General features: G+C 34.0%; 12 protein-coding genes, 1 other RNA gene and 2 pseudogenes. 11 read left to right on the top strand and 4 right to left on the bottom strand.

Annotated features, from left to right (window positions below; genetic code table 11):
• The first annotated feature begins 150 nt into the window (after nucleotides 1-150).
• The 11 genes from ABWU67_RS05365 (at nucleotide 151) to ispG (ending at nucleotide 8,460) form a co-directional block, all read left to right on the top strand.
• The gene (locus ABWU67_RS05365) at nucleotides 151-747 is read left to right on the top strand and encodes a riboflavin synthase (RefSeq protein WP_010082169.1); all 597 of its coding nucleotides are present in this window, start codon (nucleotides 151-153) and stop codon (nucleotides 745-747) included.
• A gap of 57 nt (nucleotides 748-804) precedes the next feature.
• Entirely contained in the window at nucleotides 805-1,395 is a 591-nt protein-coding gene (locus tag ABWU67_RS05360; protein WP_010962383.1) for a CvpA family protein, read from the top strand.
• 124 nt (nucleotides 1,396-1,519) lie between these two features.
• Nucleotides 1,520-1,850: a transfer-messenger RNA gene (ssrA, locus tag ABWU67_RS05355) on the top strand.
• Nucleotides 1,851-1,871: 21 nt separating this feature from the next.
• The gene (locus ABWU67_RS05350) at nucleotides 1,872-2,309 is read left to right on the top strand and encodes a ClpXP protease specificity-enhancing factor SspB (RefSeq protein ID WP_006279412.1); all 438 of its coding nucleotides are present in this window, start codon (nucleotides 1,872-1,874) and stop codon (nucleotides 2,307-2,309) included.
• A 205-nt stretch (nucleotides 2,310-2,514) separates the two neighbouring features.
• The gene (locus ABWU67_RS05345; RefSeq protein ID WP_006279415.1) at nucleotides 2,515-2,736 is read left to right on the top strand and encodes a hypothetical protein; all 222 of its coding nucleotides are present in this window, start codon (nucleotides 2,515-2,517) and stop codon (nucleotides 2,734-2,736) included.
• The gene (locus tag ABWU67_RS05340) at nucleotides 2,727-3,002 is read left to right on the top strand and encodes a type II toxin-antitoxin system RelE family toxin (protein ID WP_209472686.1); all 276 of its coding nucleotides are present in this window, start codon (nucleotides 2,727-2,729) and stop codon (nucleotides 3,000-3,002) included. Before ABWU67_RS05345 ends, ABWU67_RS05340 begins: the two co-directional genes overlap by 10 nt.
• A gap of 171 nt (nucleotides 3,003-3,173) precedes the next feature.
• A complete protein-coding gene (locus ABWU67_RS05335) occupies nucleotides 3,174-3,452 on the top strand; it encodes a YggT family protein (RefSeq protein ID WP_006279515.1) in 279 nt (92 codons plus the stop codon).
• Nucleotides 3,453-5,567 carry an FtsK/SpoIIIE family DNA translocase gene (locus ABWU67_RS05330; RefSeq protein WP_264329772.1) on the top strand — a complete coding sequence of 705 codons (2,115 nt, stop codon included), beginning with the start codon at nucleotides 3,453-3,455 and terminating at the stop codon, nucleotides 5,565-5,567. It abuts the gene before it with no gap.
• Between the two features lie 259 nt (nucleotides 5,568-5,826).
• Nucleotides 5,827-6,336 carry a hypothetical protein gene (locus tag ABWU67_RS05325; RefSeq protein WP_209472690.1) on the top strand — a complete coding sequence of 170 codons (510 nt, stop codon included), beginning with the start codon at nucleotides 5,827-5,829 and terminating at the stop codon, nucleotides 6,334-6,336.
• Nucleotides 6,337-6,533: 197 nt separating this feature from the next.
• On the top strand, nucleotides 6,534-7,154 hold the full coding sequence (locus ABWU67_RS05320; RefSeq protein WP_070356736.1) for a TRP75-related protein: 621 nt from the start codon (nucleotides 6,534-6,536) through the stop codon (nucleotides 7,152-7,154).
• Between the two features lie 25 nt (nucleotides 7,155-7,179).
• Nucleotides 7,180-8,460 (top strand): flavodoxin-dependent (E)-4-hydroxy-3-methylbut-2-enyl-diphosphate synthase, encoded by a 1,281-nt coding sequence (gene ispG / locus ABWU67_RS05315; RefSeq protein ID WP_353281860.1) that lies wholly within the window; start codon nucleotides 7,180-7,182, stop codon nucleotides 8,458-8,460.
• A gap of 264 nt (nucleotides 8,461-8,724) precedes the next feature.
• Here ispG and ABWU67_RS05310 read toward each other — a convergent pair whose 3' ends face one another.
• From ABWU67_RS05310 to ABWU67_RS05295, 4 genes and pseudogenes are all read right to left on the bottom strand, one after another.
• Nucleotides 8,725-9,657, bottom strand: a complete 933-nt coding sequence (locus ABWU67_RS05310; RefSeq protein WP_353282237.1) for an IS481 family transposase — start codon at nucleotides 9,655-9,657, stop codon at nucleotides 8,725-8,727.
• Between the two features lie 68 nt (nucleotides 9,658-9,725).
• A pseudogene (locus ABWU67_RS05305) lies at nucleotides 9,726-9,848 on the bottom strand (IS481 family transposase); the annotation flags it as partial.
• Between the two features lie 53 nt (nucleotides 9,849-9,901).
• A pseudogene (locus tag ABWU67_RS05300) lies at nucleotides 9,902-10,525 on the bottom strand (RluA family pseudouridine synthase); the annotation flags it as partial.
• Between the two features lie 71 nt (nucleotides 10,526-10,596).
• A complete protein-coding gene (locus ABWU67_RS05295; RefSeq protein WP_353281858.1) occupies nucleotides 10,597-12,282 on the bottom strand; it encodes a hypothetical protein in 1,686 nt (561 codons plus the stop codon).
• Between the last annotated feature and the right edge of the window lie 42 nt (nucleotides 12,283-12,324).

Below are 12,324 nucleotides of genomic sequence, written 5' to 3'. Positions count from 1 at the left end.
ACGGTATCTCTAGATCCCGCTAACACGTAGCGGGATGACGAATTTGTCGTTTTTTAAATTGTCGGTAAACCAGAATTACTTTAACTATAACAAAATAGAAATAAGTTGTTGTAAAAAATTTTTCATGGTAAAATTATTTATTTTCACCATATGTTTAAAGGAATTATCACGGATATCGGGACTATAACTGATACTACCACTCACTCCAACTCTGATCAAATTTTCCATATCAAGACACAAAATTTATCCTCTATAAATAAAGGAGATTCAATAGCTTGCTCTGGTGTGTGTTTAACTGTTGTTGATATAATGAGCGATACATTTACAGTCCAAGCATCTCAAGAAACTATGAAGGTTGCTAACTTAAATACGTGGAGAATAGGAAAAAAAATAAATCTCGAACAAGCAATGAGATTAAGCGATAAGATCGATGGCCACCTGGTTCAGGGTCATGTTGATGGGATAGTAAAATTTTTAACAATTAATCAAAATTTAGATTCTCATGAAATCAAACTATCGTGCCCACAAGAATTAATTAAATTTGTTGCAAAAAAAAGCTCCGTTACACTAGATGGGGTTTCCCTCACAGTGAATTCAGTTATTAATCAGGAATTTACAGTAAATATCACTCCCTATACATGGGAAAATACAACTTTTCAGTACAACAAAGTAAATGATTATTTGAATTTAGAAATTGACATGATCGCTAGGTATTTAGATCAATTGATGCAGCATAAATACAATTAATTTTACAACCTTGTTATTTACAACTATTATATCTTGAAAACCATATAGATATAAAACATGCTTTTCGATAGCCTAATTATCTTCATTGTTGTTCTATGCGTAATAATCTCGGTAACTAGAGGCTTTATAAAAGAGCTATGCGCACTAATGTTTCTATTTTTATCGGTCTTTCTGACAGCTAATCACTATGATTTTTTCGCTCCAAATTATAGTAAATATTTTGATTCTAAAGTTACACTAAACATACTTTCTACAATCTCTGTATTTATTATACTTAATCTTATATTCATGATAATAAATAACTGGCTAATGTACATATTATCACCCATAAGGTTGGGGTTTATCGATAGAGTTACTGGAATCTTTCTCGGAGTGCTTAAAGGAATATTGCTCTCTTATGTATTATTTTTTGCTGTGCACTTATATTGCTACACAGTATATGACAAAAAAGAGGGAGAGTATAAAATAGAAGCAGAAGACATATTGCCTAATTGGATAATAAATTCACACTCTTATCAGGCTTTATTTGTGACAGCAGAAGAAGTAATTGACATGTATGTACCAGAGTCGTTGATACTAAAAATAAAAGAGATCGGTGGAGAAATGGTTGATCAAGAAAAACCTAAAAACAATAAAAAAGAAGAGTAAATATTTATTTATAAATATTTTCATTGGGAGTATTCAAAAAGCCATATGTGTCAGGTTAAGAGCACAGAATTTTTTACTGGAAATATTAATTTTGTTTTAGCAATAAATCAACTTAAGGTCATAATATCTTGACATTTATTTAATGTTGCTATATAATAGCTATGTACATTTTGTGTACTATAGCAATAAAATTACCTTGTAATAGGTGTATTGGACCCGAGGGCAGTACTCGGCGCCTCCACCATGTTTTTTAATTATACGGGGGCGATTAAGGATCGACATGCATAGTAAAGATGGTAGCTTTGCTCGGTTAGACACCACCGCTAAGAGTTCATAATTTAAATGCAAACGATAATTTTGCTGCTGAAGAATATCGTGTTGCTGCTTAATTTAGCACAACCGGTTTATTACTAAAGCACGGTTTAGGGAACGCCGGGTAACAGAAGTTCCCCAAAATTTACGTATGTGAAAGTTATATGGAGCAAACAGATTACAAAAAACTGCTTAATTCTGCTAAGTTTCAAGTTATCAAAAAGACTTTAGATGTTATATCAGGTAATGGTTTTATCCCTCACTTAGAAATATTATTTTTCACATATTTTAATGGTGTGACCATGCCAGATCGTTTGAAAAAGTCATACCCTACTCAAATGCTTATTATATTACAGCATCAATTCTATGATTTAAAAGTTTCTGAGGATAAATTTAGCGTCAGTTTGAGTTTTCAAGGAAAACAAGAGCGAATTACTATACCGTTTTTTGCTATTAGTGAGTTTCGTGATAAAATTTCAGGAGATGTTTTAATATTTGACAAAATCAGTATCGACTCTGATAAAGAATACAAAAGTGAAAAATGTACTGAAAAACTATCAAACGGTAGTATTATATCCATAGATCAACTGCGTGATGAGTAACTGCTCATCTTTATAAACAAAAAATATTAATAGAAAAAAGCGGTCTAACTTAAGTAATAGAATAGAGGGTAGATAAATATGCTAAATTTTTAATTATTTATTAACGCAGGTGGCAAAATTTTTCTTACGTATCATCAACTTTCTTTATTGAAAAATTAAAAAAAATGTTGTATACTTGTTACAGTAGTAGAGTTCGGTAAAACATATGGCAAATTCAGGCATTAACATAGCTCTTAGCGAAGAAACTTTAAAGCATCTTGCTGAATTATCTGAATTTACTAAACAGCCCGTTCAAGAATTAGCAGGAAAACTATTTAGAGAAGCAGTTGAGCTTGAAATGGAGGATTTTTTAGTATCTAAAATTTCTGATGAGCGTGATGTTGAAGGTGCAGAAACAGTTGATTTTGAAGATATTAAGTGGGATTAGAGCGTTACAAGGTTAAGTCTCTAAAGAGTGTTGTTGAAAAAGATTTACCAAACCTTCCAAAGATAATAAGGCTAAGAGTTCAAAAGGCTATAAAAGAACGTCTTACAGTTGACCCAATAAATTTTGGTGAACCACTACATCATAACTTAAAAGGATGTAGAAGGCTAAGAGTTAGTGACTATCGTGTAATTTACAGAGTAAATCAATTAGATCATATAGTAACTATCACAGAGATAGGACATAGAGATGATATTTATAAGAAATAAATATCAACATTAATATATATTATACACCCCTCCTTCCTTGTCCATTCTCTACTTTAGGTGGCTTTGCGCAGCTCAAAAAATGAAGTTTTTTTTGGTTCAGCAAAAACAACATTTTGAGTTTGAAAAGGCTAAATACTTGTCTTTTATATAACTTTCGTGTAATAGATATGTATGCATCCAATCATATATCTACTCAATACGTTACTTGATCTTTATAGCTTCATTCTAATATGTTGGGTTGTCCTAAACTGGCTGGTTAAACTTAATATGGTGAACATATATAATGAAACTGTCAGTAGCATAATGCACATCTTGAACCAATTGACATATCCACCACTAAAGATTATTAGAAGATATATACCACCGTTCAACGGATTAGATTTATCTATAATGATATTGCTAATAACAATTCACTTTGTAAAATATACAGTAGCTTACTACTTTAGGTAGATGTTAAAAAAATATCTAAAATCAGCAATATATCTATCCCTTTTAATATATATATATATATCAGTTTTTAGCTATAACTATAAAGATCCTTCCTTAAACACGGCTACAAATGAGGAAGTGACAAATTTAGGTGGAATAGTAGGTTCATATTTAGCTGATATATTGGTTCAATTTCTTGGATTAACTAGTGTTACAATAGCTACAACCATAGTTTACTTGTTGATCTTCAGGTCAGCAAAAATACTGCTGAAAATTCTCTATTTAATATTAATCAATTTAGGGGTATGTGCTATATTACCACAACTTTCGCTAGGCATCACAGCAAGGTACAGACACAGTGGAATAATAGGGAATGCACTCGTTAATAACTGCCCGTTTTATGTATTTGTGATAGTAACATTAATAGGTCTTGTAGGATCTGTTGGTTGGAAGAGAGCAATTTACTCTCTATTCTTCTTATGTAAAAAAATAGCTTGCTTATTTGTAAATGTTCCATTCTTCAGATCACATAAAACTACTGAGTATTCAATTGCACCATTAGTAGTAGAAGAAAAACATAAAACTAAAATCACTACTAAACAACAACCAAAAGAAAGACAGAAAAAAGCCACCAAAGAAATTTTCAGTGAGTTCGAATTTCCAAGCATTCATTTACTTTCCAAAGCAGAGGAGTCTTTGCAGAGAAAACAGCTGAATGAAATGGAGAGCAATAAAAATTTATCTCTGCTGGAACAAGTCCTGAGTGATTTTGGCGTGCAAGGAAAAATTATCAGTGTATGCTATGGGCCGGTTGTGACTTTATACAAACTTGAACCACAAGCTGGTACGAAATCTGCAAGAGTAATTGGCCTTGCAGATGACATTGCACGTTCGATGAGTGCACTCTCTGCACGTATTTCAATAATTCGTGGGCAAAATGCTATGGGAATAGAGTTGCCGAACAAGGAACGGGAAATTGTAATGCTGCGTGATTTGCTTGAATCACCAGAATACCAAAATGCAAACTTAAATCTTCCAATTGCGCTTGGCAAAGAAATAAGTGGAAAACCAGTTATTGCAGATCTAACTAAAATGCCTCACTTGCTCGTTGCTGGAACCACAGGGTCTGGTAAATCAGTTGCGATTAACACTATGATTCTTTCACTCGTTTATCGATTAAGTCCTGACGAATGCAAGATGATAATGATCGACCCCAAAATGCTTGAGCTTTCAATATATGATGCAATACCACATCTAATAACGCCAGTAGTAACAGAGCCAAAAAAGGCTGTAGTCGCTCTTAAGTGGATCGTGAAAGAAATGGAAAACCGCTATCGCATGATGTCGTATTTGAATGTACGCAATGTTATAAACTATAATCAAAAAATCACAGAAGCGATGAATAGTGGAATAGAATTGGAGCGCGTTGTGCAGATTGGCTTTAACTCAACAACAGGCAAACCTCTGTTTGAAAAAATACCAATCAAGATGGAAACATTTCCATATATTGTAGTGATCGTGGATGAAATGGCAGATTTGATGCTTGTTGCCGGCAAAGAAATAGAGTGCTCTATTCAACGCTTAGCTCAGATGGCTCGTGCTGCAGGAATACACATCATAATGGCAACACAACGCCCATCTGTGGATGTGATCACAGGTGTGATAAAGGCGAACTTTCCAACGAGAATCAGTTTTGCTGTTACTTCTAAGATAGATAGCCGTACAATACTTGGCGAACAAGGGGCTGAACAATTGCTCGGCATGGGTGACATGCTCTATATGGCCTCTGGTGGTAAGATCATTCGAGTTCACGGCCCATTTGTAAGTGATAATGAGGTGCAAGATATAGTTGATCATCTGAAAATGCAAGGTGAGCCAAACTACATGGAGGAAATCACTAAAGAAGATGAAAATTCTTCTACAGAGTCACACGATGAAACGGAGGATGAAGAAAATGACCTCTATAACCAAGCAGTGGCCATCATTCAAAGAGATCAAAAAGTTTCAACCAGTTACATTCAAAGGCAGCTTAGAATAGGCTATAACAGAGCAGCAAACATCGTTGAAAGAATGGAAAAGGAAGGTATTGTCAGCGCTCCAAATTACTCAGGGAAAAGAGAGATATTGGTTGAATAACAATCTTGTAATACCTTAATTTAAGTTTCTGCACTTTCAAAAAGCAAGTCAAACAAAATTATTAAAAGGTCAATACATAATGACAGTTATAGCCTTTCTTATAATAGTCCGAATGCGATAAGATATGTGTTTATGGCTATAGCAGGCCAGTAGCATATTACGGTCTGTTCGGATTATTGTAAAAAGAGCTATAATTTAATAATAATTTAAACATTTGGAATGTAAAATTATAATATATTAATTAGCTAGGAGGTTAAAAATGTCTTTGTGGGAACGTATTATGTATAATTTTAAGGGTCTTGATAAGTTAGCAATAGAAGAATTGCAAAAAAGAGTGGGAGAACTAGAGAAGGTATCAGGGAACTTCGCAGGTTTGGAACAAGAAGTAATCAAACTGTCGGGTGAATTCACGGGAAATTTTAAAGAGCTATTAGGTAAATTCGACGGTTTGAACGATAAATTCGATGGTTTGCAAGAAAAGCTTACAGGCTTGCAAGAAAACTTCACAGGTTTAGAAGAAAAAGTGAAAACACTTACAGAAGCAGTAGCAGATCAAGAAAAAATAATGGCAACTTGTATCATAGTCAGTGCTGTTGCCGCAATAGCGGTCGCTTCTTTTGTTGCATTCTGTATCTATCAGGGAGTTAAGCTTGATAAAGAGAAGAAAAACGACTTATCTAAAGATACGCCAGACGCAAAACTTAGTAATGTAGATACTACCGATGGTACTGAAAAACTACAGAATAACTTAAAAGTTGCAAACATATAGCTGCATAACACTTTTCTTGAAAAGGTGTTACGCAACTTGTAACACCTTACTCTTCTCTTAGTCTGCGTAGGTTTTTTTGATAGCAAACATATCACTTTTTAGAAAAATATTTGTATTGTAAAGTTAGTAAAGATTCTGGTTTACTTAAAGTTTGTTAATTGCTATCTTTTAAAACACGATATTTACTATAGCACCATATGCTTAGGGTTTTTTCTAAAATTTTATTTATATTAATGTTTTTGGTTTCTAGCTTTTTTACTGTGCATAGTGCTGAAGCTAAATCTAAGCTCAGTAAGAGATACATACCTCCTGGTAACCCTGGTGGTGCAAACTTTCATACAGATGAGGATTTTGCTGAGTCATATAAACTGTATGAGAAGCGTAGGGAATTGCTCAAGAAAAAAAAATTACAAGATCGAGCTATAAATAAAGAAGATCTAATCAAAAAATTAAAAGAGAAAAAAATTGCTAGTCTTGATAATGAGCCAAATGACATGGAAGCTTGCATAGTCGACGATGAAGAGAGCACTATGATAAATCAGCATGGTATTAATATCGCACGTTTAAGGGGTGCTGTATTTATAGATCAAGAGTCAGTTTTCCAGTATGAAAATAAGCAGCATGAAAGTGAACAACAAGAAGAGAAGAAAGTTACTTCAACACGAGAAAAGAAAGTTTCTCCTATAAATGTCACTATAAAAGAAACTCCATCAAGAAGAACGTGCTCACATGATTCTATTGCTAATTTGGATAACGTAGATGCTTATAGTTTGAATGGTTCAAGTTCATTTGGCAGTGTAGCTGACACAGTAAAATAGTATCACAATATTGGCCATTAATAATATGCTAGATAAAGACCTGATATTGAATAATAATACATATGAATTATCGCAGATTTCCAGGCACAAAACTCATGTTGTAGAAGTTGGAAAAGTAAAGATAGGCGGAAATAATCCTGTAGTTGTACAATCTATGGCGCTTGGCGTGCATATAGATGCTGATAATATAAAAAGTAGCGCAAAACATTATGCAAAAGAGATAACAGAACTAGCGCGTACAGGTTCAGAATTGGTGCGAATTGCCTTGAACTCAGAGGAGGTAGCAAGAGCAATACCTTATATAGTAGAAGAGATAAATAAAGAAGGTTTTGACGGTAAAATATTGGTAGGCTGCGGTCAATATGAGCTAGATAAATTAGTTCAAGATTATCCAGACAACATCAAAATGCTGGGTAAAATTAGAATCAATCCAGGCAATATAGGCTTTGGCGACAAACGTGATGAGAAGTTTGAAAGGGTGATAGAGTATGCAATAATGCACGATCTTCCGGTTAGAATTGGGGTAAATTGGGGTAGTCTTGATAAATACCTTTTGCAAAAATTGATGGATGAAAACTCTTCGCTTAGTAATTCAAGGCCTTCTGATGTTATACTGCGCAAAGCACTTGTAATGTCTGCTCTTGATAGTGCAAAAAAAGCTGAAGAAATTGGTCTAAATTCAAACAAAATAATCATTTCATGTAAAGTTAGCAAAGTACAAGATTTAATTTTAGTTTATATGGCACTTGCAAAATCTTCCAATTATGCGCTGCATTTGGGTTTAACTGAGGCTGGTATGGGCAATAAAGGTGTGGTAAATACCGCAGCAGGGCTTACTTATTTATTGCAAAATGGCATTGGAGATACAATACGGGCTTCTTTGACTCAACGTCCTGGTGAATCGCGTACTAATGAAGTGGTGGTGTGTCAGGAAATATTGCAGTCTATAGGCTTGCGACACTTTAACCCTCAGGTTAATTCATGTCCTGGTTGTGGGCGCACGAGTAGCGATCGTTTTCGTATATTAACTGAAGAGGTGAATGGCTATATAAAAACTCATATGCCGATGTGGAAGAAAAAAAATCCAGGTGTAGAGCATATGAACATTGCTGTTATGGGATGCATAGTAAATGGTCCTGGAGAAAGCAAACACGCAAATTTGGGAATCAGCTTACCTGGATATGGAGAAAAACCTGTTTCAGCAGTCTACAAAAACGGCAAATATTTCAAAACTTTACAAGGTGATAATGTCTCTGAAGAATTTAAGGCAATTATTGATAATTATGTGAAGAAGCATTACATGTAACCTTTCACGGTTAATTAATAGATAAATCGCAAATAAAAAAGAAAATTAAACCTTGTTTTTCTTTTTTCGTTGGGAATGTTCAAAAAAGTGTGTCAAACCGAAAAAAAAGTAATAAATTGATATAAAAAAAATGGAGGTTTGACTGACCTTACCCAGAAAAAGTGGAGAGAAAGTTTGGAATGTTTTTCACAAAGAGAATGATGAATCAAAATGCTCAGGAATGCAATAGTTAGATGTATGGTCCCAGAGTGTGATGGTGTGGATTTAGTATAAATAATTCTGGAGACTGTGTCCACTGATAACATATATAGCCTTTCTTATAATAGTCCGAATGCGATAAGATATGTGTTTATGGCTATAGCAGGCCAGTAGCATATTACGGTCTGTTCGGATTATTGTAAAAAGAGCTATAAATTCATAAGGAGTAAGACCCTTAAGAGTTTTGAGTCTCTTTGCATAATTATAAGCCATAACAAAGTTATAAAGGTGTTCTTTAAGTTGCTGGTGCGATTGATAGTAATACTTCTTAACTGTAGCATCCTTTAAAGTTTTATTCATACGCTCGACTTGCCCATTCGTCCAAGGATGGCTAACTTTTGTCAAACGATGTTCAATAACATTCTCTTCGCAAACTCTATCAAATATATGTTGGAAAGCATACTTATGACGCTTCTGGTTTGTAAATTGTATACCGTTATCTGTCAAAATAGTATGGATTTTATACGGTAAAATTCTAATCAAATTACGTAAGAACTCAGCAGCTATGGGTTTTGTAGCACTGTTACACAACTCAACATAGGTAAATTTGGATGTCCTATCAATAGCAACAAACAAATGTAATTTGCCCTCCTCAGTTCTAACTTCAGCAATATCAATATGAAAGTAACCGATAGGATATTGTTTGAATTTCTTTTTTGACTTAACTTCTCCATCAACAGTTGGTAATCTGCTAATGTTGTGTCTTTGTAAACAACGATGCAAGCTAGAGCGAGTCAAATGCGGAATTGTAGACTGCAGAGCGTAAAGGCAATCATCTAGTGGCAGTAGTGTATACTTGCGAAATGTAACTATTATAGCTTCCTCTTCTAGCGTTAAAACAGTTGATCTTGGATGCTTTCGACCCATATCAGCATCTTTCGTAAATGAACGTTTTCTCCACTTATAGCTCTTTTTACAATAATCAGAACAGACCGTAATATGCTACTGGCCTGCTATAGCCATAAACACATATCTTATCGCATTCGGACTATTATAAGAAAGGCTATAATAATAGTTTTTGGATTAAGGTTATAATGCTTGGAGAGTTTTGCTATGCTCTCTTTTCTATTTTGTATTGCTCTACGAATCGTCTGTGTTGTTTTGGCGCACCCATGTAATATCTGTCCCATAATGACTCCTTAAATGATGATGATAGTATACCATCACTCTCTGGGACCATACATGTTCTGCCTGTCTCTAAAGTGCATTTAACGAGGCTTACTTGTCCTATAACTTTTTGCACTAAATAGTGAGTGATTGCTAATTTGCCTGTGATTTTTGTTACACACATCATTTCTTTATTACCGCGTTTGGGAGCAATGTTAGTTTTTATCGTGCCTTGCTGAGAAGATAATATTCCCCAAACTATTGCTAAATATTCTCGCTTTACTTTACGATTTGATAACAATTCAGACAAAAAACTATGGGCTGCTTCATTTTTTGCAATTACCATTAGCCCACTAGTATCTTTATCGAGTCTATGAACAATTCCTGGTCTTACATCAAGGTGAGCGATAACTGCGTTCAAAAGCGTATCATTGTTTGTCCCAGCACCTGGGTGCACTGTTAATCCACTTTGTTTACTCAGAACTATAATGTCCTCATCTTCATAGACGATATCAAGTTTTATGTCATAATTAGGCTCAATCGATGTGGATATGTCAGGTTGAACGAGATGCACCACATACTCTTCATCTGGTTTTACTATGTGGTCATTATTAATTATCGGTGTGCCAAGTAATTTCACCTGCTCATTTTGTATCAATCTTTGCGCTTTGCTGCGTGATATGTTGCATTTTTCAGCTATATAGGTGTCTAACCTTAATTTCTCTTTATCATTATTAACACTTAAGGTTACTTCTAAGTGGTCTATAACAACTACCCCGCGCGAGCTACTGCAAATGCTGCTTGAATATTTTGATCTACAAAATCAACTTTTGTACTAGGAAGATCATCTTGTTTTTTAATATGGCAAATTGTTTGAGAGCCATCTTTCCAGTGAATTATTATTTTGTTATCAAAATCCCGTAATGTTGCCTCAACCTTTTTTTCTTTATTATCTTTTTCTTCCAGCTTAATAGATTCTAATAAATAATATAGAAAGTCACTTGGTTTGCCGTTGATTTTTTCTTTCCATTCATCTGTTTTTTCTTGTTCAGATTTTTTTTGCTCTAACTTTTCCTTCTTTTGCTGCAGCTTATTTTGTTCTGCTTCCAGCTCTAACTTTCTAACTGTGTCACGTAGTTCTTTGACTTTATTTTCTAACACTAATAATTTATTAGTATTATTTCCATTGTTAGCTTCTAAATCAGGCGTACTTGGTTGAGCTTGCTTCTTTTTTATTTCTTCTAATTCATTCCTTACTACGTTTAATTGCTTCTTCAATTCCGTTTTTTCCTTTTCTGTATCCTCTTTTAACTTTTTTAGCATGCTAAGGAACTCGTTATTATTAGACTGCGTAGTTGATTGAAGCCAGCCTACAAAGCGGCTTGGTTCAAATCGTTCAATCTTATCTTCAGCAATTTTAATAGCATTCTCTAACCTAGAAAAAGTACCTTCAATATCTAGTGAATGTGCTTTTTTTGTCAATTCTTTAGTGTTGTTTAAAACTTCTGAAATTTCTGCATGTAGCCAATCTAAATCTTTTTTGATGTCTTCTCTGATTTTTTTTAGGTGATCAAGCGTTTCTTTAATGTTAATATTTGCAGGCTTTAAAAGACTATTATCAAGTAAATCGCAAGCTTTTTTAAGGTTACTGTCAAATGAGTTGCAAAGCGGACTAAGTAGTTTTTTCATTAGAGATATTAGTTCATTTTCCCTTTTACCAAGCTTATTTTCTACTACTGATACAACCATGCCCTTTCCAGACCAGTATGGAAATAGAAGACCTAAAGAACTGTGTTTTCTAATAGTATGATTTTCATGATCCACGCTATTACTTATTAGATTGCTAAGTGTTGATATGATGCATAAAAGAATAGCGACTAATAAAGCTATTAATATTATTGGAGCATTAATGGATTGTGATATTGCTGAAACTACTATAATAGTACCAAATACATATGATCCAGTAAACAAGAGAATCCTATTTCTATTTTCTGCTTCTATATCTTCTAGTATTTCTCTCTGCGTCTTAGAAATTGGTAAAACTATTGAAAGCTTTTCCCCCTTTTTATCTAAATTTGTTACAATTTCAATTTTTTTAGCTTCTTGAGCAATCTGGCTGTACTGTTCATCAACTTGATAGTTTCCTATTTTTTTATCTATTTCATTCTCTTTTATTTTTTGTGTATTTATAAAGTTTATAACAGCAGTAAATAAGAGAACTATAAGAGGAATAAAGGCAAGAAGTGCTGGCGTGAACGCAAACCCAGCAATACTTACTGTAACAGGCTGAATAGAAAAGGCAGTAAATGCTATAAGAGTAGCAATGGTACTTGCTATCGATATAGTACCAGAATACTTTCTTATAGAGCTCAAAATTCTACTGGGCTGGTCAGAAAGTTTTCTAAATCCTAAAAAATCAAAATAGTCTTTGAAAGGATCTTGAGTGTCTGTAACCATAACATTTTTCTAGTTTAAACTTATTTAGGTATACATTAACCA

This window comes from Wolbachia endosymbiont (group A) of Aleiodes leptofemur, assembly GCF_964028465.1.
In the GTDB taxonomy this organism is placed as follows: Bacteria; Pseudomonadota; Alphaproteobacteria; order Rickettsiales; family Anaplasmataceae; genus Wolbachia; species Wolbachia pipientis.
The sequence above is the reverse complement of the archived record's forward strand: the minus strand, read 5'-3'. Positions and strand labels throughout refer to the sequence as shown.